We start from the raw sequence: 23,508 nt of genomic DNA, 5'->3' as shown, positions 1-23,508 counted from the left end.
TCAGACCGCCAGCTTCTCGACGCGGATCGCCGCGGCCTTGTACTCCGCCGTCCCGGCGATCGGGCAGGTCGCCTCGATGGTGATGATGTTGACGTCGATCTCGTCCGGGAAGTGGAAGGTCATGAACGCCAGCCCCGGCTTCAGCCCGGTGTCGAGCCGGACCGGGGCGACGATCTCGCCGCGTCGCGAGGAGATGCGGACCAGTTCGTCGGGTTCGACGCCGAGCGACCGCGCGTCCTCCGGGCAGAGGTCCAGGGTCTCGCCCTGCCGCAGCGGCGACGGGAACCCGCCGGACTGGACGCCGGTGTTGTAGGAGTCGAGGCGCCGTCCGGTGGTGAGCCGGATCGGGAACTCCTCGGTGAGCAGGTCGACCGGCGGGCTGTGCTCGAGCACCGTGAACGGCGCCGGGCGGCCGCGCTCGGCCGGATCCTCGGCCCACAGGCGCCCGTGCAGGAACGTCGGTTCGAGGGTGTCCTCGGTGTAGCAGGGCCATTGGATGCCACCCAGCTCTTCGAGTCGCGCGTAGGACATCCCGGCGTGCATGGGGGACAGCGAGCGCAGTTCGTCCCAGACCTCCTGGCCGCCGGCGTAGTGCCAGTCGTGGCCGAGCCTGCGTGCCAGCTCGGAAAGCAGCTCGATGTCGTCGCGCGCGCCTTCCGGTGGTTCGAGGGCCTTGCGGACGCGCTGGACGCGGCGTTCGGAGTTGGTGAACGTGCCCTCGCTCTCGCACCACGCCGCCGACGCGGGCAGCACGACGTCGGCCAGCTGCGCGGTCTTGGTCAGGAAGATGTCCTGGACGATCAGGTGGTCCACGGTGGACAGCCGTTTGATCGTGTGTTCGCAGTCCGCTTCGGACTGGACCGGGTTCTCGCCGATGACGTACACGCAGGTCAGATCGCCGCGTTCCATCGCGTCGAGCATCTGCGTCAGGTTGAGCCCCTTGTGCGGCGGGATCGACGAGCCCCACGCGGCGTCGAACTTCGCCCGCACGTCCGCGTCGAGGATGTCCTGGAAGCCCGGCAGCCGGTCCGGGATGGCGCCCATGTCGCCGCCGCCCTGGACGTTGTTCTGCCCGCGCAGGGGGTTCAGCCCGGCGCCGTAGCGGCCGACCTGCCCCGCCAGCAACGCGAGGTTGATCAGCGCCAGGACGTTGTCGGTGCCGTTGTGGTGCTCGGTGATGCCGAGGGTCCACGACAGCTGCGCGCGGTCGGCGCGGGCGTAGGTGTGGGCCAGTTCGCGGATCAGCTCGGCGGGCACCCCGGTCGTCTTCTCCGCGACCTCCGGCGTCCACGGCTCGACCGACGCCGCGAACTCCGCGAACCCCTCGGTGGCACGTTCGATGAACGTCGTGTTCGCGAGTCCGGAGTGGATGATCTCGCGGGCGATCGCGTGCGCCAGGGGGATGTCCGTGCCGACTTCGAGCTGCAACTGCCGGTGCGCCCACTTCGCGGTGCTCGTCTGCCGCGGGTCGACGACGAAGAGCTTCGCTCCCTTGTGGACGGCCTTCAGCACGTGCTGGAAGAAGATCGGGTGCGCCTCGCGGGGGTTGCCGCCCCAGATCACGATGACGTCGGCGTCCTCGATCTCCTGGTAGGACGACGTGCCGCCGCCGCTGTCGAACGCCCGCGCCAGCCCGGCGACGCTCGGCGCGTGGCAGGTGCGGTTGCACGAGTCGACGTTGTTCGTCCCGATCACCGCGCGGGTGAACTTCTGCGCGACGAAGTTCATCTCGTTGGTCGCCCGGGCGCACGAGAACATCCCGAACGCCTCGGGTCCCTTGGCGTCCAGGGTGCGGCGGATCCCCTCGGCGGCCCGGTCCAGGGCTTCGTCCCAGGTGGCCGGGCGCAGCACTCCCGAGTCGCGCACCAGGGGCCGGGTGAGCCGGACGTACGGTTCGGTCTTCTTGCGCTTCACGGGCACCTCCGGTTCAGTGCGCCCCGACGGGGACGGGCGAGTTGCTGGTGTGGTCGAGCAGCGAGATCGCGGCGTGGACGTGCCCCAGCGCCGGCGCGGGCACGCCGGTGAGGCCGGCCAGCTCGACGACCGCCCCGATGATCGCGTCGATCTCCAGGGGCTTGCCCGCTTCGAGGTCCTGCAGCATCGACGTCTTGTGGTGGCCGACGCGCCAGGCGCCGTCGATGCGCTTCTCGACCGAGACACCCGGGTCGCTGCCCGCCGCGCGGGCGATGGCGAGGGTTTCGGTCATCATCGTGGCGACGAGCGCGCGCGTGTCGGCGTGCTCGCACATCTGGGCCATCGTCGCCCGGGTCAGCGCCGAGAGCGGGTTGAACGCGACGTTGCCCATCAGCTTGATCCAGATGTCGTCGCGCAGCCGGGCTTCGACCGGGGCCTTGAGCCCGCCGGCGATCATCGCCGCGCTGAGCACCTTGCAGCGCGCGGAGATTGCGCCGTCCGGCTCACCGAGGGAGAACCGCGTGCCTTCCAGGTGCCGGATCACGCCCGGTTCTTCGATGACGGTGGAGCAGTAGACGACGCAGCCGATCGCGCGTCTCAGCTCGAGGACGTCGGTGACCGAGCCGCCCGGGTCGACCGTCTCGACGCGGTGCCCTTCGAGCGGATGCCCGGCCAGGCCGTGGAAGTACCACCACGGGATGCCGTTCTGCGCGGCGACGACCGCGGTCTCCGGGCCGAGCAACGGCGCGAGGAGCGGTCCGCACGTGGCGTAGGAGTTGGCTTTGAGGCCGAGGAAGACGAAGTCCACTTCGCCGACTTCGGCCGGGTCGTCCGTGACGTGCGGGTGCGCGGTGAAGTCGCCGCGCGGGCTCAGCACCCGGACGCCGTGCTCGCGCATCGCGGCGAGGTGGGCCCGCCGGGCGATCAGGTGCACCTCGGTCCCGCCGCGGTGCAACGCGGCCCCGACGTAGGCGCCGATCGCCCCGGCGCCGAGAACAGCCACCTTCATGATGTGCCTCCCACTTCGGTCGAGCACGTGATTGCATACAGTATCCTGGATCCTCCCGGGTGACCAGAGGTCTCGCCCAGCGCGACACCGCACCACCCGGGAAGCCCAGCCGAGACCGGCAAACCGGACACATCGGGTCACGACATGGATCCACATCGGGCGAAATCGCCTCGGCGGGGTGAGAATCCGGGATTTTGCATACCAAAACCTGTATCCTGAACGGAGAGATCGTCGCGTTCCTCTCCCCTTCGAGGTGTCCCGTGAGCCAGCCCGCTTCCCCGCTCCCAGACCGCGGCCCGTCCGGCCGCCGCACGGCCAAGGGCTCGCTCAGCTCGACCGCCGCCAAGCGCGTCGAACGGCCCGCGCCGCTGCGGCAGGTCGTCTACGAAGCCCTCGCCGAGCTGATCATCAACCGCACCCTCGAACCCGGGCAGCACCTGGTCGAAGCCGACCTGGCCGAGTACCTCGGCGTCAGCCGGCAGCCCGTCCGCGAGGCCCTGCAACGACTCCAGAGCGAGGGCTGGGTCGACCTGCGTCCCGCCCAGGGCGCCTTCGTGCACCTGCCGACCGACGAAGAAGCGGACCAGCTGCTGAGCGTCCGCAGCGTGCTGGAGACGCACTCCGCGAAGCTCGCCGCCGGCCGGGCCACCGAGGAGGACGTCAAACGGCTCTGGGAACTGCAGAAGACCGGCGTCGAGGCACTGGCCGAAGAGGACACCGAAGGCCTGGTGGCCGCCAATGCCGCCCTGCACACGTTTATCACCGAGCTGTCCGGGAACGCCGTGCTCGCGGAGCTGATCGGGCTCGTCGACCGCCGGGTCCGCTGGTACTACACGCCGATCGCCCGGCCTCGCGGGCAGGACGCCTGGCACGAGCACGAGGAGCTGATCACCGCGATCGCCGACCAGGACGCCGACGCGGCCGAGAAGATCATGGCCAAGCACACCGAACGGACCCGCCAGGCCTACCACGAACGTCCGGAGGCTCCCCGATCCTGATTGAGGCAGGACCGGGGAGCGGGTAACCGGATCAGCCGCCCGCCGCGGCGGACGGCCGCGCCACCAGCTCGGTTTCGGCGAGCTGGTGGCGTGTCCGGCCGGGCTGGCGCAGGAACAGCGTCAGCACCGCGGACAGGAGCGCGATGCACCCGGCGAGGACGTACGCGCCGGTGTAGCCCCACGCGCTGATGACGCCCGCGGCGAGCCCGCCGCCGCCGACGCCACCGACCAGTTTCGCGCTGTAGACCAGGCCGTAGTTCGACGCGTTGTTGTTCTCGCCGAAGTAGTCCGGTACGAGCGCGGCGAACAGCGGGTAGAAGGCACCGCCGCCGAACCCGGTCAGGAACGCGAACACCATGAACAGGACCAGGCTGTGCGTGTTCCCGGCGTACAGCACGCCGAACTGGGCGGCGGCCGCGATCACGAGCACCAGCGTCAGCGTCTGCTTGCGCCCGAGCTTGTCCGACGCCCAGCCGACGACCGCGCGGCCGGTGCCGTTCACGATCGCCAGCACGCCGGCCGAGGACGCCGCGACGAAGGCGCCGAAGTGGCTCTCCTTGGCGAACGGCACCTGGAAGTTGATGCCGAACAGCGAGACGCCGCCGATGATCACCAGGCACACCCACATCAGCGGGAGCATGCCGGTCCGGATCGCCTCCATCGGCGTGAACTGCCGGACCGCCGGCGGGTTCTTGCTCAGCGTCTTCACGCCGGTCTTGCCCTTGGCCCAGGTGAGCGGGTCGACCTCCTTCGGCCACCAGCTCTTCGGCGGGTCCTTGAACAGGAACCCGCAGACACCGACGACGACCAGCATGTAGAGGCCGATCCCGTCGAGGACCCCGGTGACGTTCTCGTGCCCGAGAAACGCGCTGAACAGGTAGATGAACGGCACCGAGCCGTAGGCGAAGCCGCCGTTCACGAACCCCGTCCGCGCGCCGCGCTTCTCCGGGTACCACTTGCCGACCATGTTGATGCAGGTCGCGTACACGAGCCCGGCGCCGGTGCCGCCAAGGACCGAGTACCCGGCGAACGCCAGCGTCAGGTTCCCGCTGTGCGCGATGGTGAAGTAGCCGATGCCGCTGAACAGGGCACCGAGCAGCATCGCCGTCTTGGCCGAGACGACGTTGCGTTCCCGGAGCCGGCCGGCCGGGAACGCCACCCCGGCCTGGAACACCGCCCAGATGCTGGCCAGCCAGAACGCGTCGGACAGGGACCAGCCGTACTTCTCTTCGAGGGTTCCTTCGACGGCACCCCAGCCGTACTCGAACACGCTGACCGCCATCATGGCGATCCAGGGCAGCCAGACCATCCAGCTGCGCGAGCGCCCCATGATGTCCTGCGGGGACTCGCCTACCCGGTAGATTCTCCCGTTCTCGTCGACTATCTCCTGGTAAGTGGCTGCGGTCATGAAAGTTCTCCTTCGTCAGCGTTGACTCAGGTTCGAAAGCAGCCCCGCGGCCCGCGCCCAACGATACTTCGCGCCGAGCACGGCCACGGGCTTCTCGGTGGTGTACGGGTACGCGACGACGCCGCGGTCGTACAGGTGGTCACTCGCCTCCTCGACTTCGACGTCACCGGACAGGGACGCGACAACGGGCTTGTGGATCCCCTTGGCGCGGTACTCTTCGACCACTTCGGACACGAGTTCCGCGAACACCATCGGCGGGGTGACGATGGTGTGCCAGTAGCCGAGGATCAGGGCGTGGATGCGGTCGTCCTCGAGGCCCAGCGCGATGGTGTTGCGGTAGGTCGACGGCGGCTCGCCGCCGGTGATGTCGACCGGGTTGCCCGCCGCGCCGAACGGCGGGATGAACTTCCGGAACGCCGTGTCGAGGTCCGGCGGGATGTCCATCAGGGACAGTCCGTTGTCGACGCAGGCGTCCGAGAGCAGCACCCCGGAGCCGCCGGCACCGGTGATGATGACGACGTTCTCGCCCTTCGGCGTCGGCAGCAGAGGGATGCCGCGGGCGTACTCGAGCATGTCGTTCAGCCCGGGCGCCCGGATCACGCCGCTCTGGCGGAGGATGTCGTCGTAGACCTTGTCGTCGCCGGCCAGCGCGCCGGTGTGCGAACTGGCCGCCTTCGCGCCCTGCGACGTCCGCCCGGCCTTGAGCACGACGACCGGCTTGCGCTTCGAGACCCGCTTGGCCGTCTCCGCGAACGAGCGGCCGTCCTTGAGGTCTTCGAGGTGCATCGCGACGAGCTGGGTGTTGTCGTCCTGCTCGAAGAAGGTGAGCAGGTCGTCCTCGTCGATGTCGGCCTTGTTGCCCACGCCGACGATCGAGGACACGCCCATCTTCGCCGAGCGGCTGAACCCGAGGATCGCCATCCCGATGCCGCCGCTCTGCGACGACAGCGCCACCCCGCCCTTGACGTCGTAGGGCGTGCAAAACGTCGCCGACAGGTTCTCCGGCGTGTAGTAGTAGCCGTAGATGTTCGGCCCGAGGATGCGGACGCCGTGCTTGCGCGCGATCGCGACGACCTCGTCCTGCAGCTCGATGTTGCCGGTCTCGCCGAAGCCGGACGGGATGAGGATCGCGCCCGCCACGCCTTTCTTGCCGGCCTCCTCGAGCGCGGCCGGGACGAACTTCGCCGGGATGGCGAACACCGCGACGTCGACGTCTCCGGGGACGTCGGAGATGCCGGCGTACGCCTTGCGGTCGAGGATCTCGGCGGCCTTGGGGTTGATCGGGTGGATCTCGCCCGCGTAGCCGCCGTTGACCAGGTTCTTCATCACCGAGTTGCCGATCTTCCCGGCCTCGGCGGACGCGCCGATCACCGCGATCGACGCCGGCTTCATGATCCGGTTCATCGACGCCAGGATCTCTTCCTGGGTGAACCGGTACGGCTCCTTCGCCGCGTCCGAGTCGACCAGGATCCGGACGTCGACGGCGGTGGCGCCGCTCGCGGTGGCCAGCACCGGGTTGAGGTCCACTTCGGACAGCTGCGGGAAGTCCGTGACCAGCTGCCCGAGGCCCGTGATCACCGCGGCGAGGGCGTCCCGGTCGACCGGGTCGGCACCGCGGACGCCACGGAGGATCTCGGCGGCCTGGATGCCGTCGATCATCGACAGCGCTTCCTCCGTGCTCGTCGGCGCGAGCCGGAACGTGACGTCCTTGAGCACCTCCACCAGCACGCCGCCGAGGCCGAAGGCGACGACCTTGCCGAACGTCGGGTCGGTGACCGAGCCGATGATCACCTCCTGGCCCTCGGTCAGCATCCGCTGGACCTGGACGCCGAGGATCTCCGCGTCGGCGTTGTACGCCCTGGCGTTCTCGACGATCTTCGTGAAGCCGGTCCTGACCGCGTCGGGATCGCTCAGCCCGACGAGCACGCCGCCGGCTTCGGTCTTGTGCAGGATGTCCGGTGAGACGACCTTGAGCACCACCGGCAGGCCGATTTCCGCGGCGTGCGTGACGGCGTCGTCCGCCGTGGTCGCCAGCCGCTCGGCCGGGGTCGGGATGCCGTAGGCCTCGCAGACCGCACGCCCCTCGGGCGCGGTCAGGGCGGACCGTCCCTCGGCCGCCGCCTGGTCGAGGATCTTTTCGACCGCCGCGCGATCCGCCACTCAGATCACCCCCGCCGCGCGGAACTTCTCGAGCTCCGCTTCGCTGTAGCCCAGTTCCGCCAGTACTTCGTCGTTGTGCTCGCCGAGCAGCGGTGACCGTTCGATCTCGACCGGCGAATCCGACAGCTTGAGCGGGCAGCCCACGGTCTTGAAGCTGCCGCGCTCCGGGTGCGGCACCTCGACGACCGAGCCGAGTTCGGCCAGGGTCTCGTCCTCGATCAGTTCCTTCGTGGAGAGGATCGGGCCGCACGGGATGTTGTGGGCGTTGAGCTGCTCCATGACTTCCCACTTGGTGTGCTTCTCGGTCCACTCCTCGACGAGGGCGAACATCTTGTCCAGTTTGGACAGCCGGACCTCCGGGGTGGCCCACGCCGGGTCCTCGGCCAGCTCACCCCTGCCGATCAGCCGGGCGAGCGGGGCCCAGCCGGGTGGCTGGACGATCACGTAGATGTAGTCGTTCGGGCCGCCGGGCGCGCACTTCACCGCCCAGCCAGGCTGGCCGCCGCCGGAGGCGTTGCCCGAGCGCGGGACCTCGTCGCCGAACTGGTCGTTCGGGTACTCGCCGAGCGGCCCGTGCGCCAGGCGCTGCTGGTCGCGCAGCTTGACGCGGCACAGGTTGAGGACGGCGTCCTGCATGGCGACCTGGACCCGCTGGCCGCGGCCGGTGGACGTCCGCTGGTACAACGCGGCGAGGATGGCGGCCACCAGGTGGATGCCGGTGCCGGAGTCGCCGATCTGCGCGCCGGTCGCGGTCGGCGGTCCCTCTTCGAAGCCGGTGGTGCTCATCGCGCCGCCCATGGCCTGCGCGATCACTTCGTAGGCCTTGAAGTCGGCGTAGCGGCCGGGGCCGAAGCCCTTGATGGAGGCGTAGATCAGCCGCGGGTTCAGCGCCGAGAGCTTCTCCCACGGGTACCCGAACCGGTCGACGACGCCCGGGCCGAAGTTCTCGACCAGGATGTCCACTCCGGACACGAGCTTTTCGAAGACTTCCTTGCCCTCATCGCTCTTCATGTTGAGCGTGATGCTGCGCTTGTTGGCGTTCAGCATCGTGAAGTACAGGCTGTCGACGCCGGGGACGTCCCGCAGCTGGCCGCGGGTGATGTCGCCGCGGCCGGGGGTCTCGAGCTTGATCACGTCCGCGCCGAGCCAGGCGAGCAGCTGCGTCGACGACGGACCGGACTGCACGTGCGTCATGTCGAGGACGCGGACGCCCTCCAATGCCTTGCCCATGCGTTGGCCTCCGCTCACTTGTACATGGTCTGGTTCATGGTTCCGGGCGCGTACACGTCGGGATCGACCCAGACGTTGATCAGCGAGGGCTTGCCGGATTCGCGCGCCCGCAGCAGCGCCGGCCCGATGTCGGCGGGGTCGCGGACCTCTTCGCCGTAGCCGCCGAGCATCCGGGCGAACTCGTCGTAGCGGACGTCGCCGAGGGTGTTGCCGACGCGCTCGCGCGGCAGGCCGTACTTGGCGGCCTGGCCGTAGCGGATCTGGTTCATCGACGAGTTGTTGCCGACGATCCCGACGAACGGCAGGTCGAACCGCACGAGCGTCTCGAAGTCCCAGCCGGTGAGGCTGAACGCCCCGTCGCCGAAGAGCGCGACGACTTCCTTGTCCGGGCGCGCGTGCTTGGCGGCCAGGACGAACGGGACACCGACGCCGAGTGTTCCGAGTGGACCGGGGTCCATCCAGTGGCCGGGCGACTTCGGCTGCACGACCTGGCCGGAAAAGGTGACGATGTCGCCGCCGTCGCCGATGTAGATCGAGTCTTCGGTGAGGAACTCGTTGATCTCGTGCACCAGCCGGTACGGGTGGATCGGGCTCGCGTCGGAGTGCTGCAGCGGCAGCCGCTTCTGCTTCGCCTTCTCCTCCACGGCCTGCAGCTCTTCCAGCCAGACCTTGCGGCCGACCGAGCCGTTGTCGGCGCGGCCGGACGCGGCCTCGGCGACCGCCGCGAGGACCTGGCCGGCGTCGCCGACGATGCCGAGGTCGACGTCGCGGTTCTTGCCGACCGTGCGGTAGTCGAGGTCGATCTGGACGACGGTGGCGTCCTTCGACAGCCGCTTGCCGTAGCCCATCCGGAAGTCGAACGGTGTCCCGACGATGACGATGACGTCGGCGTTGTCGAAGGCGTACCGGCGCGAGAGCTGGAAGTGGTGCGGGTCGCCGGGCGGCAGCGTGCCGCGGCCGGCGCCGTTCATGTACGCCGGGATGTTCAGCGTGCGCACCAGGTCGGCGGCGGGCTCGGTGGCCCTTGTGGTCCAGACCTGGCTGCCGAGCAGGATGGCCGGCCTCTTCGCGTGCACCAGCAGGTCGGCGAGCTTCTCGATGTCGGCCGGGTCGCCCGCGTTCCTCGTGGACGCGCGGTAGCGGCCGGCCTCGGGAATGCGTGCCTGCGCCAGCGGTACGCGCGCGTCGAGGACGTCACGCGGGATCTCCAGGAACGACGGCCCGGGCGCGCCCGCGTAGGCCTCGCGAAACGCCATGCTCACCAGGTCCGCCACCCGGGCGGTGTGCGGCACGGTGGCGGCGAACTTGGTGATCGGCGTCATCATGTCCACGTGCGGGAGGTCCTGCAGGGACCCCATCTTGTGCTGGGTCAGCGCGCCCTGGCCGCCGATCAGCAGCATCGGGCTCTCCGCGCGCAACGCGTTCGCGACGCCGGTGACGGCGTCGGTCGTGCCCGGCCCGGCGGTGACGACCGCGCAGCCGGGCTTGCCGGTGATCCGCGCGTAGCCGTCGGCCGCGTGCGCCGCGACCTGCTCGTGCCGGACGTCGATGACCTCGATGCCTTCGTCGACGCAGCCGTCGTAGATGTCGATGATGTGCCCGCCGCACAGGGTGAAGATGGTGTCGACGCCTTCGGCTTTGAGGGCCTTCGCCACCAGGTGGCCGCCGGATATCCCGGCCGGCGCGGGCTCGGCGCCGTTCGTCGCCTGGGCACTCTCCCCCGCGGTGGTGCCGGTCGTGGTCAGCGCCATTGCTCAACTCCTCTGGTCCGCCGCCGGATCTCTCTTGTCCGGCGCTCCGTCATCCGCCCCGCACGTCGCCGCTCCCCTGTCCGTCGAGGTCAGCGGCCTCTTCGCGGCAGACTGTAGATTGCATACCGTATGGGGTAGGCATATAGTCACTCTTCAAGCAGCCCGTGTCCAGGGCCATCCGCAGGGTTTTTCCGGGGCCTCGATCCCGCCCCCGCGGACCACCACTTCACGCCCTTGCCCTGCCCCCGTCACGGAAAGGACGCCCCCGCATGGACCTCTTCGAGCACGAAGCCCGCGACCTCTTCGAGAAGCACGGCGTACCCGTCCCCCGCGGCCGGGCGGCCGCCGATCCCGCCGCGGCCCGCTCGGCCGCCGCCGAGCTGGGCGGCCCGGTGGTGATCAAGGCCCAGGTGAAGACCGGCGGCCGCGGCAAGGCGGGCGGGGTCCGCGTGGTGCGGACCGCCGACGACGCCGAGCAGGCCGCGGACGACATCCTCGGCATGGACATCAAGGGCCACACCGTGCACCGCGTCCTGGTGACCGAAGCGAGCGAGATCGCCGACGAGTACTACGTCTCCTTCCTGCTCGACCGCGCCGGGCGCACGTTCCTCGCCATGGCCTCGGTCCAGGGCGGGATGGAGATCGAAGAGGTCGCGGCCACCACCCCGGACGCGCTGGTCCGCGTGCCGGTCGACCCCCTGGCCGGGGTCGACGCTTCCGCCGTGGCGGCCGCGTTCCCGGCCCCCGTCCGCGCCGAGGTCGCGGGGGTCGTCGAGAAGCTGTGGGACGTGTTCGTCGCCGAGGACTGCACCCTCGTCGAGGTCAACCCGCTGGCGAGCACCGCTACCGGGATCGTCGCTCTGGACGGCAAGATCACGCTGGACGACAACGCGTCCTTCCGCCGCGCCTCGGCGTTCGACGATCCCCTGGACGGCGACCCGCTCGAACGGGAAGCACGTGCCAAGGGCCTCAACTACGTCAAGCTCGACGGCGACATCGGCGTCATCGGCAACGGCGCGGGGCTGGTCATGTCCACTTTGGACGTCGTGGCGGCCGCCGCGGCCGAGGCGGGCGCCCGCGGCCCGGCGAACTTCCTCGACATCGGCGGCGGCGCGTCGGCCCGGGTGATGGTCGACGGGCTGACCGTGATCCTCGGCGACCCCCAGGTGCGCAGCGTGTTCGTCAACGTCTTCGGTGGCATCACGGCCTGCGACGCCGTGGCGACCGGGATCGTGCGGTCGCTGGAGATCCTCGGCGACCGGGCCACGAAACCGCTGGTCGTCCGGCTCGACGGGAACAACGTCACCGAAGGCAGGCGGATCCTCGCCGACGCCGGCCACCCCCTGGTCACCGTGGTGGCCACCATGGACGACGCCGCCCGCGAGGCGGCGAAGCTCGCGATCGCGGAGGTCTGAACCGTGGCGATCTTCCTGGACGAGACCAGCCGGATCGTCGTCTCCGGCATCACCGGCTCCGAAGGCGCCAAGCACACCCGGCGGATGCTGGCGGCGGGCACGAACGTCGTCGGCGGGGTCAACCCGCGCAAGGCCGGGCAGCACGTCTCGATCGGCTCGGCCGAGCTGCCGGTGTTCGGCAGTGTCGCGGAGTCGATGGCGTCGACCGGCGCCGACGTCTGCGTGCTGTTCGTGCCGCCACCGTTCGTCGAAGACGCGGTGATCGAAGCGGTGGACGCCGGGATCGGGCTCGCCGTCGTGATCACCGAAGGCGTCCCGGTGCACGACACCGCGCGGCTGTGGTCGCACGCCGTGGCCGCGGGCGGGCGGACGCGGATCATCGGCCCGAACTGCCCGGGCATCATCTCCCCCGGCAAGGCGAACGCCGGGATCATCCCGGCCGACATCACCGGCCCGGGCCGGATCGGCCTGGTGTCGAAGTCCGGCACGCTGACCTACCAGCTCATGCACGAGCTGCGCGACATCGGGTTCTCCACCTGCGTCGGCATCGGCGGCGACCCCATCATCGGGACGACCCACATCGACGCCGTCGAAGCGTTCGAAAAGGACCCGGAGACGGACCTGATCGTGCTGATCGGCGAGATCGGCGGCGATGCGGAAGAGCGCGCGGCCGAGTTCGTGCGGGCGAACGTGTCGAAGCCGGTCGTCGGGTACGTCGCCGGGTTCACCGCGCCGGAGGGCAAGACGATGGGCCACGCGGGCGCGATCGTCTCGGGCTCGGCCGGGACGGCGTCGGCCAAGAAGGAAGCGTTGGAGGGCGCGGGAATCCGCGTGGGCCGGACGCCGGGCGAGACGGCGGCGCTCGTGCGCGAAGTGCTCGGCTGATGGAACTCCGTCAGCTGGCGGTGGTGGTGGCGGTCGCCGAGGAAGGCGGGTTCACCGCGGCCGCCCAGCGGCTGCGGACCGTCCAGTCGACGGTGTCCACAGTGGTCCGGGCGCTCGAGCGGGACCTCGGCGCGCCGCTGTTCCACCGCACGACGCACCGGGTCGTCCTGACGCCCGCCGGCGAGGCGTTCCTGCCCGCCGCGCGGGCGGCCCTCGAAGCGGCGGCCCGGGCCCGCGCGGCGGTGTCGCCCGTCGGCGGCCGGGTCCGGCTCGGCGTGCGCCCGGGACTGCTGGCCGATCTGCACCGCGTGCTGACGGCGCTCCGGAACGTCCACCCGGGACTCGCGGTCGAGGTGCGCCAAGTCGCCAGTGCCGAACAGGCGGATGTCACCTTGACCCTCGCGCCGTGCTCCGCCGCTTCGGCGACCCTGCTGCCCGGCGAGGAGCTGGTGCTCGCGACCGCGCCCGGCGGCGCCTGCCCGGCACCCGCCGACCTCGGCGATGTGTCCCTGGTGGACTTCCCACCGGGCTGGGCGATCCGGGAGGCGGTCGACCGGGCGTTCCCCGGCCGCCGCGTCGCCCTCGAAGTCGACGACCTCGGCGTCGCCTCCGACCTGGTGCGGGCCGGGCTGGCCGCGTGCGTGCTCCCGGCGTCGGCGGCGGCGCGGTTCCCCGACCTCACCGTCCGGCGGTTCGACCGGCCACCGCCCTGGCAGCTTGCCGCGGTGCATCCGGCCGACGTCACCCCCGCCGTGAAGGCCCTGCTCGGTCAGCTCGGCTGAAGACCCAGGCGGTCCGGTCGCGTGTAGACGTTCATCGACGAGCCGCGCAGGAAGCCCACCAGCGTAAGGCCCAGCTCGGCGGCCAAGTCGACGGCCAGCGACGACGGCGCGGAAACCGCTGCCAATAACGGAATCCCGGCCATTGCCGCCTTCTGCACCAGTTCGAACGATGCCCGGCCGCTCACCATCAGGGCCGTTCCGGACAGGGGCAGCTTGCCGTCCCGGGTCGCCCAGCCGACCACTTTGTCCACGGCGTTGTGGCGGCCGACGTCTTCGCGCAGGCACAGCAGCTTCCCGTCGGCGTCGAAGAGCCCCGCCGCGTGGAGGCCGCCGGTGCGGTCGAAGACCCGTTGCGCCGCCCGGAGTTCGTCCGGCAGCCGGGAGAGCGTCGCCGGGTCGGTGCCGAACGGGTCGGTGCCGACCGGCCACCGCACCGTCGTGCGCACGGCCTCGAGGCTCGCCTTGCCGCACAGCCCGCACGAGGACGTCGTGTAGAAGTTCCGTGCCACCGTGGCGTCCGGCGGTGCGACGCCCGGGGCCAGCACGACGTCGAGGACGTTGTACGTGTTGCCGCCGTCGACGGTCGCGCCCGCGCAGTAACGGATCGAATGGACGTCCGAGGCCGCCCGTACCACGCCTTCGCCGACCAGGAACCCGGCGGCGAGGTCGAAGTCGTCACCCGGGGTGCGCATGGTGATCGAGAGCGCTTTCCCCGCGACCCGGATCTCGAGCGGCTCCTCGACGGTGAGCGTGTCCGGGCGCGCGGTGTGCCCGCCGTCGTGGACGCGCAGGATCCGGCGCCGGCTCGTCATCCGCCCCACGTCAGACCGCCGGAAGCAGCGACTTGGGCCGGCCCGGCTGGGTCAGCCGCCCGGACAGCACCGCGCCGGCCAGGCTCAGCACGCCGGCGGCGGCGAACGCGCCGACGAATCCGTGCGAAGCGACGACCAGCGCCGCCAGGCCGATCCCGACGACCGCGCCGACGGCCTTCGCGGAATAGAGGATCCCGAAGTTCTGCGCCGCCGACTCCTCCCCGAAGTACTCGCGCACCAGGCCGACGAGCAGCGTGTAGCAGCAGCCGTTGCCGAGCCCGGCCAGCGCGACGCCCAGCAGCAGGCCGACCGCGTGCCGGTGTTCGCCCGAGGAGAAGAGGACGAACTGCGCGACGCCGCCCGCGAGCAGCGCGAACCGCAGGATCCGGTGCCGGCCGAGCCGGTCGGCGAGCCGTCCGATGAGCACCCGGCCGCTGCCGGTCGCCGCCGCGAGCAGGGCCAGCGCGGCCGCGGCGAGCGCCGGCCCGCTCCGCTCGGCGACGAACGTCGCCAGGTAGGCGAGGTCGAACAGCAGCACGGCGGCCGCGAGCACGACGACGAGGTACAGCGCCAGGGTCGTCCGGCAGCGGAACAGCTCCGCCGGCCGGTAGTGCCGCACGGCCGGACGCCGGTTGTGCGTCTTGTCCAGCGCCCAGGCGCGCGGCTCGGGCGTCGCGGGCCACCAGTGCCGCGGCGGGTACCGCAGCAGCGCGGAACACCCGGCGATCACGGCGAAGACGACGGCCGCGGTGACGTCCAGGAGCACCGGACGCGCGACCGGCCAGGCGGCGGCGAGCACGACGAACGGCACGCTGCCGTAGGCGAAGGCGCCGCTCACGATGCCCGCGCTCGGCGCCGTCCGGTCCGGGAACCACGCGAGCACGGCGCCGAGGCAGGTGGCGTAGACCAGCCCGGTGCCAAGTCCGCCGAGCACGGAATAGCCGACGAACACGGTGAGCAGGCTGTTCGCGTGGCCGAGCGTCACCAGCCCGGCGGCGCACAGCACCGCGCCGGCGGCCATCGCGGCCCGAGCCGGCAGCAGACCGCGCTCCCGCAGCCACGCGGCCGGAAAGGCCGTCCCGGCCTGGCAGATCGCCCAGACCGCGAGCGACAGGACGATCCCGCCGAACGTCCAGCCGTGCGCCCGGCCGAGGGCCGGGACGAGCGCGCCGAAGCCGTACTGCTGCACCCCGGCCGCCAGCATCGCCGCGGCCGCGAGCCAGGTGATCCACTTCCGCGGCCGGCCGAGCAGCTCACGGTCGGACTCGCCGACGCGGTAGCGCCGTCCGTAGACGTCCCGGACCTCCGCCATCGTGACCGCCTCCTCGGACTCACAACTGAAGATTGTATGCAGTATGGAGTAGTCCGAGTGTGCGCCTGTCGAGGCCGGTTGTCTACAGGGTCATCGGGAAGACGACGGAGAAAGCGCTTCGCGGCGCGAGAGGAGGCGGCCCGGTGACCATCGAGGGAGGAGGCGGCCACCGGGCCGTGCTCCGGCGCGGTACCGGCCGCGCGGAGCACTTGACAGTCTGGCCATCGGAGCCACCCTCCGACAAGCTTTACCGGCCGGGAAATGTCCGGTTGCCGTGGCTTTTCCCGCCGACGGCGCGATTCGTGGCGGAAACCGCGCACGGGAACGGATCCCGGCCACAGTGGCCCGCGGAAGATCCACACGGGACGCGGGCGTCGCGGCCGGGCGGCACGAGGGTGCCGCCGGGCCGCGGAAGACGGTTGCGCACGCCGGGATCCCCAGCCCGGTCGCGCGAACCGGATCCCGCCGCGGTCACGCCCGGGGCGGCCGCGCGGGGTTGACGAGTTCCGGTGTCAGGACTTCTTGCGCGAAGCCCGCTTGCGCGCCGGCTTCGCCTCGGCCGGTTCGGCCGCCGACGCCTGGTCCGCTTCGAAGCCCGCGATGATCTCGCTCGACAGGCGGCCGCGCTCGGCGACGTCGTAGCCGTTGGCCTGCGCCCACTCGCGGATCTGGCGGTTGCGCTCGCGGTCGGTGCCCGAGCCCGACGAGCCCGACAGCGACTGCCCGGTCGCGAGGCGCACCTTGCGACCGCCCGTCCGCCGCGCGGCGGCGACGTAGCGCGCGAGCTCGTCCCGGAGCGCGGAGGCGTTGTCCTCCGACAGGTCGATTTCGTACGTCACCCCGTCGAGGCTGAAGGGGACGGTCTGCGAAGCCTCACTACCGTCGAGGTCGTCCACCATCTCGACGTGCACCCGTTGCGCCATGGTTCGTCGTTCCTCATCTTCTCCAGAACACGGTCGGACTGACCCTAACCTGTCGAATCCCGTCCGGCACGCGCGACACCCGTGAAGCGTCCACAATGGCCGCCCGGGCGGCTGCGCCGCCAGTGTCCAGGGTGACCGCAACCAAGCCGGAATGCGCGCTGTCTTGTCGGAGATTTGTATTTGTGATATGCTCGAAATCGAATCGGTACCGTGGCACCATGACCGCTGCCGATTTTCCCGCTATCGCTCCCCGCATCAGCCGCACGGCCTTCACCGCGGCCGCCGCGCGGGCCGCACATTTGCTCGTCGACGCCGAACCGATCATCTTCTCCGACCCCCTCGCGGCACCCCTCCTGGGCGAGCGCGCCGAGGAACTCCTCGCCTATCACCACAACCACGGCACCCATCCCGTCCTGGCCGGCGCCCGCGCGCAGGCCGTGTGCCGCAGCCGGTTCACCGAAGAGCGGCTCACCCGCGCAAATTCCGGTATAGACCAGTATGTCATTCTGGGCGCCGGACTCGATTCGTTCGCCTATCGGACCCCGCCGGGCCGATTCCGCGTCTTCGAGGTCGACCACCCGGGCACCCAGGCCGCCAAACGGGAACTGCTCGACCGCGCCGGCCTCACGGTACCGCCTTCGGTCACCTTCGTCCCGGTCGACTTCGAAGCCGATCCGCTCCGGGAACGGCTCGTCCAGAGTGGACTCGACCCGTTTCGCCCCGTGTTCGTCAGCTGGCTCGGTGTCACCATGTACCTGACGCGGAAGGCGATTCTCGCCACATTGACGGATCTCGGCGGTTTCGCCCCCGGATCGGAAATCGTGACCGATCACCTGCTTCCCGCGGAACTGCGGGACGAGGCCGGAAACGGCTACGCCGAAGCCGTCGCCCCGGTCGCCGCCGAACAGGGCGAGCCGTGGCGCACGTTCCTCTCCCCCGCGGCCGTGGCCGGACTGCTGACGGAGGCCGGTTTCGAAGTCGTCGAACAGGCCGGCCAGCGCGAGAGCGTCGACGCCCGGACGTGGCACCGGACCGACGCGCTGGCGCCCGCCGCCCTTTCCGCGCTGGCACACGCCCGTATTCCGGAGCCACCCGGAATGACCGCCTCCGGAAACTGAACGCCATTCGGACGTCAATCGGGCAACAGTGGCACTTCGAGGTCGTCCGGACGGCCCAGCAGGACCGCCCGGGTGACCGCCGCCTTCCCGAACCGGTCCCGCACGGCGTCCAGCGCCGAGTCGAGCTGGGTCGCCCGTTGCCGTTCGAACGGCAACGACAGCTGGAAGGGATCCTCGTCGGCCAGGTTGGACAGTGCCGCGCCCAGCAGGGTGATCCCGCGGTCGGCGATCATCGGCAACGCGGCCACGAGCAGGTGCCGCGCGGCACCGAGCAGCACGCCGGTGCCCGCGGTCGGCTCGTTCAGCGTGTACGAGCGCGTGACGCGGGCGAAGTCGGCGAAGCGCAGGCGGATCGTCACGGTCCGGCAGACGCGGCGGGCCGCGCGCAGCCGGCGGGCGATCCGATCGATGAGCGCGACCAGCACGACATCGAGCTCGGCCGGGGTCCGCCTGCCGCGCCCGAGGGCCCGTTGGGCGCCGATCGACCGGCGCCGCCTGCCGACTTCGACGCGGCGCGGGTCCCGGTTGTGCGCCAGGTCGTGCAGGTGCCCGCCGGCCGCCCGGCCCAGCATGCTTACGAGGTCGACCGGCTCGGAGGCGGCCAGCTGGCCCACGGTCGTGATCCCCCGCGCGTGCAGCTTTTCGGCGGTGACCTTGCCGACGCCCCAGAGCGCGCCGACCGGCAGCGGGTGCAGGAACTCCAGCTCGGCGTCGTGCGGCACGACCAGCAGGCCGTCCGGCTTGGCCACCCGGCTGGCGACCTTGGCGAGGAACTTCGTCCTCGCCACCCCCACGGTGATCGGCAGCCCGGCGCGCTCGGCGACGGCGGCGCGCAGCCGTTCGGCGATGCGGCTCGGCCGTCCGCCGATCCTGGTCAACCCTCCGACGTCGAGGAAGGCTTCGTCGATCGAGAGGCCCTCCACCCAGGGGGTGGTGTCGTGGAAGACCTCGAACACGGTCTTGCTCGCGGCCAGGTAGGCCGACATCCGCGGCGGCACGACGACCGCGTCCGGGCACAGCCGGCGGGCCTGCGCACCCCCCATCGCCGTGCGCACGCCATGGGCCTTGGCCTCGTAACTCGCGGCCAGGACCACCCCGCCGCCGACGATCACGGGGCGTCCCTTCAACGCCGGGTCGTCGCGCTGCTCGACCGACGCGTAGAAGGAGTCGAGGTCGGCGTGCAGGATGGGCCCCTCGTCGGTCATAGAACATATGTTCGCATACCCGCGCGCCGAAGTCCGCTCGTCCGCCCGCCGCGACCCCCCTGCCGCTGACCGAAATTGAGCGTTTTCCCGGTTGTCGGGCCCGTGTTACCGGGCTCACACTTCATCTCAGCGATCAACCCGACGACTGGGGACGACATGACCGAGAAGTGCCGGTGCGGCGACCACCACGCGTGGGCCAGCCCGAACCCCGAGGACCGGCCCGCCGCGCCGCGGCAGCCGCTGCTGGCCTCGACCCTGGCCCGCGAAGACCACGCCGAAGACGCCGGCCGCGTCGACCCGACCGACCGCGTGACCTGCCGGACGCACCGCCGCTGGCTGCACGACTGCGTGTCCTCCCCGATCCACACCAACCCGGCGATCGGCTACCGCTGGTGCCGCCGCTGCGACCACCAGGCCCTGGTGGCGGTCGACGAGCTGAGCGGCGACGTGACGATCCGCTGCGGGCTCTGCGGCCGGAGCCCGCGCAGCCGCGCGAACCTGGAGCTCGTCGAACTGTGCCGGCGCAGCCTCGCCCTGGCCCGCAGCGGCCGGTTCCCGGAAAGCGCCGTCGCCTGACCGCCCCGGGCCGGCTGTCATGATGCGGGGGTGCCCGAACCCGGAACCACCGCGCTGGTGATCCTGCTGCCCGATGCCGAACCCGTGCTGGCCGCGGCCCGGCGGGTCGACCCCGCCCTGGTCCGCCCCGGCCTCCCCGCGCACGTCACCGCGCTCTACCCGTTCCTGCCGGACGCCTCGCTCACCGACGAGGTGCTGGCCGCGGTCCGCTCGCTCGCCGTGGACGTCGCGCCGGCCGAGGTGCGGCTCGCCGAGTTCGTGACGGCTCCCGGTTTCGCGGCGATCCCCACGCCGTCGCTCCAGCCGGTCACCGACGCCGCGTGCGCGCGGTGGCCGGACATCCCGCCCTACGGCGGCCGGTTCGGACCACGCCCGCCGGCGCACGTGACCGTCGCGATGGGCGGTGAAGACGAGACTCTCGCGCGGGTCGCCGGCGAAGTGCGGCCATTGCTGCCACTGAACGTCCGAGCCGACGCGCTGCAGCTCGTGGCGCTGACCGAGCGGGGCTGGGAACCGCGGCTCGAAGCGCCGTTCAGCGCGCCGGCCTGACCACCTCGTCCGCCGTGGCGCCCTCCAGCTTCCGGTACGCCCGCGCGATCGCCCGCAACCGCGCGACGTCCGCGGCGAACGGCTCCGCCCCGGCGGCGGGCGGTTCCTCCTCCCCCGGCTCGTCCGGCAGCGCCCGCACCAGCCGCGCCGCCGCGGGCGCCGCCAGGTCCGGCGTCACCCCGGCCAGGATGAGGCCGTCGTTGGTCTCGCTCATCGCCGTCAGCAGCCGCTCGCGGCGCGACGGCCCGCCCGGGTCGATGCGGACGATCTCCGGGAACCGCCGCGTCAGGTGCGCGCGCAGTGGCCGCAGCAGGCGGAGCGTCTTCGCGTCGCGGCGCCCGGCGGCGATGCCCGGGATCGACGGGATCGTCAGCCCCAGCACGATCAACAGCACCGAGACCGCCGGGAAGCCGACGTCCAGCGCACACGGCAGCGTCGAGAACGGGCCGCTGCACAACGCCTTCACCGGGTGCTCGGCCTGGAGCGCCCCGATCGTCGCGACGACCTTCCCCGCGAGGTAGGCGACCGCGAACGCCGACGCCAGCAGCAGCAAGGCCAGCCCGGCGCGCAGCGCGCCACCGCTCGCGCGGATCGTCACCGCCGCCACCACGCCGATGTCGAGGACCGCGAACCCGAGGTAGACGGTGTAGGCGAAGACGTAAACCACCAGCGTCGGGTGTGTGCGGTACAACTCGTCGAACACGCCGATGCCGCGGGGCAGCCCCGGCGTGCTGAAGAACGTGACGACGAGCAGCGCCAGCGCGACGCCGAGCGCGACGAGCCGGGTGCGCCGGCCGCGGTCGCGGGTCCCGCTGATCTCGGCGACGGTCAGGCCGATCCCGTACGCCGCGACCATCGTCGCGAGGTTCGACAGCAGCCGGCCGAGGCTCGGGTAGATCTCGCTCTCGAAGAGCTGCGCGCGGTTGGAGAGGAAGCAGAACGCCGCGCCGAGCGCGATGAGCGAGACGGCCAGCCCCGCACCAGCGCCGGTGCGGCGGGCGCGGACCGCGCGCCAGATCCCGGCGAACAGGGCGAACAGCCCGACTCCGACGAACAGAATGTCGATCACGAGACGCGACTATCCCAGGAGAGCCGCGAGCCGCCTAGCCTGCTCCGCCGCCCGGCCGGACGCACCCGGCTGAACGGCGGGCGGTTCGCTCGTCGCGGCGCTCATCAGCAGCACGGCGATCAGCTCCGCCTCGTACTCGTCGGTGCCCGTCGTCACGCGGGTGAGCAGGTGCGACAACGCCTGCGGCGCGAGGTCCGGGGCGAGCTGCGCGGCTTCGGACTCCGACAGCTGGCAGGCCCCGGTGTGCGCGCACAGCATGTGGGCCAGCTCGTGGGCGATGATGTGGTCCTGGTGCAGCGCCGACGTGTGCTCGACGTAGGCGATCAGGTCGTAGTCCGGGCGGGCCTGCCAGGCACCGGACGGCCGCCCAGGCCGGTACTCGACCGGGACGAGGTCGATCTCCCGCCCGCGCCACGCCTCGAGGCCGTCGACCCAGGCGTTCATCGACCACGGCCGCGGCACCGGGACGGCGGCGAGCACCGTCCGGACCCGCGCCCGGGCGCCGGCCCGGAGGTCCGCCAAGCCGCGCTCGTCGATGGGTCCTCCCCGCTCACCGGGCGCCAGCCGGGTGCACCGGGGCGCGATCACGGACGAGGTCATCGTAGCCGACCGCCGGCAGTCACTCCGGCTTCCGCCGCCGGCCGTCCCGGCGACGGTTCTCGTCGTAGCCGGCCAGCTGGTCGAGCAGCGCCGTCACGGTCTCGCGGTCCCGCGGCGAGAGCCGCATGGCCCGCTGGGCGAGGGTGCGCGCCTCGCTGTCACGCCAGGCCACGACGTCCTCGACCTGCTGGTCGACCTGCCCGGCGACCTGGTCGTCGAAGAAGTACGTCACCGGCACGCCGAAGAACTGCGCCAGGGCCTGGATGTGCGAGCGCTTGGGATCCTTGCGAGCGCCGACGGCGAGCTGCTGGACGTGCGTCGCCGACATCGTCACGCCGGTCTGTTCGGCCACGCCGGTCGCGATCTCCCGGTAGGAGTACGGCTTGCGGTCCGGCGGGTGCACGGTCGCGATCAACCGCGTCAGCCGTTCGGCGAAACTGCGCTCCTCGCTCACCACACACCACTCTCGGTCAGGAAACGTGACACTCGCCAGCGTAGCTGTTCCGTAAACTTGACACAGTCTGTCCCGGAAAGACTACGATACCCCCGTCCGGTGTTTCGAAAACGGGACACCGGAACCCGGGGTGGCGCAGCGGCCGCGGGGTGAAGTCACGTGGCCGCTGGGGGTGGCCACGCGCCCAGCCCCGTTCCCGCCGCGCCGCCCCTTGCTTACGCCGCCGCCCTGCCTAGCGGACCCCTTCGCTGTGCCTAGCGGGTTCGACGCGCAGGCCCGCGCTGCACCCGGCGCAGGACGCCATCGCCGCCGTGGCGAGGCTTTCGGCAGTGCCGTTCGCGCGGTTGGACGGCCCGATCGCGTGATCGGGCGCGCATCTCGCGTGATTGGAGAGGCATCTCGCGTGATTGGAGAGGCATCTCGCGTGATTGGAGAGGCATCTCGCGTGATTGGAGGGGCATCACGTGTGATTGGAGGGGCATCACGTGTGATTGGAGGGGCATCACGGGTGGTGGGTGGTTTCGCTTGGCTGTTCGGACAGGAGGCGGCGCAAGGCCGCGGGGTCTCGCCGGTGTGGTCGCGGACTGTGCGGGTCAGGTGGGCCTGGTCGGCGAAACCCAGCTCGGCCGCCAAGGCCGCCAGACTCCGCTCCCCCGCCTCCAGCCTGTCCAGGGCGCGGCCGACGCGGACTCGGTTGCGGTAGCGCGTCAGCGAGACACCGAGTTCCTGCGGGAAAGCGCGGCTCAGCCGGTACGGCGAGATCCCCAGCAGCTCCGCGAGCGGGAACAGGCCGGCCGCCTCCGGGACGTCCGCCGCGAGCGCGTCGCGGGCCCGGGCCACCAGGGTGGCCGCAGTGCCAGGCCGAGGTGAAGCCTGAGTGCTCGCCCGGGCCACCAGTGCGCCGCCGGGCCGCGATGACGCCTGCGTGATCGCCCGGCCCACCAAGACCAGAAGCTGCTCCGCCAGGGCGTAGTCCGGGTCGGCCGCCGAGGCGACCGCGCGGCGGTGGGCGAGTTCGAGGGCGGCGTCCGCGTACACCGTCGTGCGCGCGGCTCGGTCGCCCGCCAGGTGGTGCCAGCGGTCCGCGCCGAACGTCACCGCCGTGCAGACGTCTCCGCCTGCCGGGTGGGCGAAGCTTTCCTCCTCGCCCGGTTCGGTCAGGTAGGCCATCGCCGGGTCCGCGTCCGCCACCGTTCCGCGGGCGCGGCGGCGGAACCGGCCCCGGCGCACCAGCACCATCCGGTGCGCGGTCGCCACCTCCGGCGACGACCAGCCGGTGTGGTCGTCCCGGCAGCTGACCACGCTCAGCGCGTACCCCGGGCCGGACGCGACTTCCAC

General features: G+C 71.4%; 21 protein-coding genes. 7 read left to right on the top strand and 14 right to left on the bottom strand.

What is annotated here, in order from left to right; genetic code table 11:
- Positions 1-1,914 carry a molybdopterin oxidoreductase family protein gene (locus tag ACYVLJ_RS17805; protein ID WP_460439423.1) on the bottom strand — a complete coding sequence of 638 codons (1,914 nt, stop codon included), beginning with the start codon at positions 1,912-1,914 and terminating at the stop codon, positions 1-3.
- 13 nt (positions 1,915-1,927) lie between these two features.
- On the bottom strand, positions 1,928-2,923 hold the full coding sequence (locus tag ACYVLJ_RS17800) for a 2-dehydropantoate 2-reductase (RefSeq protein WP_460439422.1): 996 nt from the start codon (positions 2,921-2,923) through the stop codon (positions 1,928-1,930).
- Positions 2,924-3,183: 260 nt separating this feature from the next.
- Between ACYVLJ_RS17800 and ACYVLJ_RS17795 the strand changes: the two genes are divergently transcribed.
- A complete protein-coding gene (locus ACYVLJ_RS17795) occupies positions 3,184-3,921 on the top strand; it encodes a GntR family transcriptional regulator (RefSeq protein WP_460439421.1) in 738 nt (245 codons plus the stop codon).
- A gap of 31 nt (positions 3,922-3,952) precedes the next feature.
- Here the strand turns inward: ACYVLJ_RS17795 and ACYVLJ_RS17790 are convergent, their stop codons facing one another.
- Genes ACYVLJ_RS17790 through ACYVLJ_RS17775 form a run of 4 tightly spaced genes read right to left on the bottom strand, consistent with a single transcriptional unit; the run spans position 3,953 to position 10,470 of the window.
- The gene (locus tag ACYVLJ_RS17790) at positions 3,953-5,329 is read right to left on the bottom strand and encodes an OFA family MFS transporter (protein ID WP_460439420.1); all 1,377 of its coding nucleotides are present in this window, start codon (positions 5,327-5,329) and stop codon (positions 3,953-3,955) included.
- 15 nt (positions 5,330-5,344) lie between these two features.
- Entirely contained in the window at positions 5,345-7,489 is a 2,145-nt protein-coding gene (locus ACYVLJ_RS17785; protein WP_460439419.1) for an acetate--CoA ligase family protein, read from the bottom strand.
- Positions 7,490-8,719: a formyl-CoA transferase gene (gene frc / locus ACYVLJ_RS17780; RefSeq protein WP_451973317.1), complete on the bottom strand. Its 1,230-nt coding sequence runs from the start codon at positions 8,717-8,719 to the stop codon at positions 7,490-7,492.
- A 14-nt stretch (positions 8,720-8,733) separates the two neighbouring features.
- A complete protein-coding gene (locus tag ACYVLJ_RS17775; protein ID WP_460439418.1) occupies positions 8,734-10,470 on the bottom strand; it encodes a thiamine pyrophosphate-binding protein in 1,737 nt (578 codons plus the stop codon).
- Between the two features lie 269 nt (positions 10,471-10,739).
- Here ACYVLJ_RS17775 and sucC point away from each other — a divergent pair, with 269 nt between their 5' ends.
- Genes sucC through ACYVLJ_RS17760 form a run of 3 tightly spaced genes read left to right on the top strand, consistent with a single transcriptional unit; the run spans position 10,740 to position 13,552 of the window.
- Positions 10,740-11,885: an ADP-forming succinate--CoA ligase subunit beta gene (gene sucC / locus ACYVLJ_RS17770; protein ID WP_460439417.1), complete on the top strand. Its 1,146-nt coding sequence runs from the start codon at positions 10,740-10,742 to the stop codon at positions 11,883-11,885.
- Positions 11,886-11,888: 3 nt separating this feature from the next.
- Complete coding sequence (sucD, locus tag ACYVLJ_RS17765) at positions 11,889-12,770, top strand: succinate--CoA ligase subunit alpha (protein WP_460439416.1); 882 nt, start codon at positions 11,889-11,891, stop codon at positions 12,768-12,770.
- Positions 12,770-13,552 (top strand): LysR family transcriptional regulator, encoded by a 783-nt coding sequence (locus ACYVLJ_RS17760; RefSeq protein ID WP_460439415.1) that lies wholly within the window; start codon positions 12,770-12,772, stop codon positions 13,550-13,552. Before sucD ends, ACYVLJ_RS17760 begins: the two co-directional genes overlap by 1 nt.
- On the opposite strand, the gene fdhD is transcribed toward ACYVLJ_RS17760, so the two are convergent.
- From fdhD to ACYVLJ_RS17745, 3 genes are all read right to left on the bottom strand, one after another.
- Positions 13,540-14,373, bottom strand: coding sequence for a formate dehydrogenase accessory sulfurtransferase FdhD (gene fdhD, locus ACYVLJ_RS17755; protein ID WP_460439414.1), 834 nt, complete (start codon positions 14,371-14,373; stop codon positions 13,540-13,542). The genes ACYVLJ_RS17760 and fdhD overlap by 13 nt on opposite strands.
- 1 nt (position 14,374) lies before the next feature.
- The gene (locus tag ACYVLJ_RS17750) at positions 14,375-15,676 is read right to left on the bottom strand and encodes an OFA family MFS transporter (protein ID WP_460439413.1); all 1,302 of its coding nucleotides are present in this window, start codon (positions 15,674-15,676) and stop codon (positions 14,375-14,377) included.
- 512 nt (positions 15,677-16,188) lie between these two features.
- Complete coding sequence (locus ACYVLJ_RS17745; protein WP_451973054.1) at positions 16,189-16,599, bottom strand: histone-like nucleoid-structuring protein Lsr2; 411 nt, start codon at positions 16,597-16,599, stop codon at positions 16,189-16,191.
- Positions 16,600-16,817: 218 nt separating this feature from the next.
- On the opposite strand from ACYVLJ_RS17745, the gene ACYVLJ_RS17740 reads away from it, so the two are divergent.
- Positions 16,818-17,717 carry a class I SAM-dependent methyltransferase gene (locus tag ACYVLJ_RS17740; RefSeq protein WP_460439412.1) on the top strand — a complete coding sequence of 300 codons (900 nt, stop codon included), beginning with the start codon at positions 16,818-16,820 and terminating at the stop codon, positions 17,715-17,717.
- Between the two features lie 14 nt (positions 17,718-17,731).
- Here the strand turns inward: ACYVLJ_RS17740 and dinB are convergent, their stop codons facing one another.
- Positions 17,732-18,922, bottom strand: coding sequence for a DNA polymerase IV (gene dinB, locus ACYVLJ_RS17735; RefSeq protein WP_451973058.1), 1,191 nt, complete (start codon positions 18,920-18,922; stop codon positions 17,732-17,734).
- Between the two features lie 156 nt (positions 18,923-19,078).
- Here dinB and ACYVLJ_RS17730 point away from each other — a divergent pair, with 156 nt between their 5' ends.
- Together ACYVLJ_RS17730 and ACYVLJ_RS17725 are read left to right on the top strand one after the other, a co-directional pair.
- Positions 19,079-19,498 carry a hypothetical protein gene (locus ACYVLJ_RS17730; protein ID WP_451973060.1) on the top strand — a complete coding sequence of 140 codons (420 nt, stop codon included), beginning with the start codon at positions 19,079-19,081 and terminating at the stop codon, positions 19,496-19,498.
- Positions 19,499-19,528: 30 nt separating this feature from the next.
- Positions 19,529-20,047 carry a 2'-5' RNA ligase family protein gene (locus ACYVLJ_RS17725; RefSeq protein ID WP_451973062.1) on the top strand — a complete coding sequence of 173 codons (519 nt, stop codon included), beginning with the start codon at positions 19,529-19,531 and terminating at the stop codon, positions 20,045-20,047.
- Here the strand turns inward: ACYVLJ_RS17725 and ACYVLJ_RS17720 are convergent.
- The 4 genes from ACYVLJ_RS17720 to ACYVLJ_RS17705 form a co-directional block, all read right to left on the bottom strand.
- Positions 20,031-21,116: a hypothetical protein gene (locus ACYVLJ_RS17720; protein ID WP_451973064.1), complete on the bottom strand. Its 1,086-nt coding sequence runs from the start codon at positions 21,114-21,116 to the stop codon at positions 20,031-20,033. The genes ACYVLJ_RS17725 and ACYVLJ_RS17720 overlap by 17 nt on opposite strands.
- Before the next feature lie 9 nt (positions 21,117-21,125).
- Positions 21,126-21,716: a hypothetical protein gene (locus ACYVLJ_RS17715; RefSeq protein WP_451973066.1), complete on the bottom strand. Its 591-nt coding sequence runs from the start codon at positions 21,714-21,716 to the stop codon at positions 21,126-21,128.
- Between the two features lie 19 nt (positions 21,717-21,735).
- Positions 21,736-22,170, bottom strand: coding sequence for an XRE family transcriptional regulator (locus ACYVLJ_RS17710; RefSeq protein WP_451973068.1), 435 nt, complete (start codon positions 22,168-22,170; stop codon positions 21,736-21,738).
- Positions 22,171-22,251: 81 nt separating this feature from the next.
- A complete protein-coding gene (locus ACYVLJ_RS17705; RefSeq protein ID WP_460439617.1) occupies positions 22,252-23,340 on the bottom strand; it encodes a helix-turn-helix domain-containing protein in 1,089 nt (362 codons plus the stop codon).
- Positions 23,341-23,508: the final 168 nt, after the last annotated feature.

This window comes from Amycolatopsis stemonae, assembly GCF_054781455.1.
This window is presented reverse-complemented; position numbering and strand designations above follow the sequence as displayed.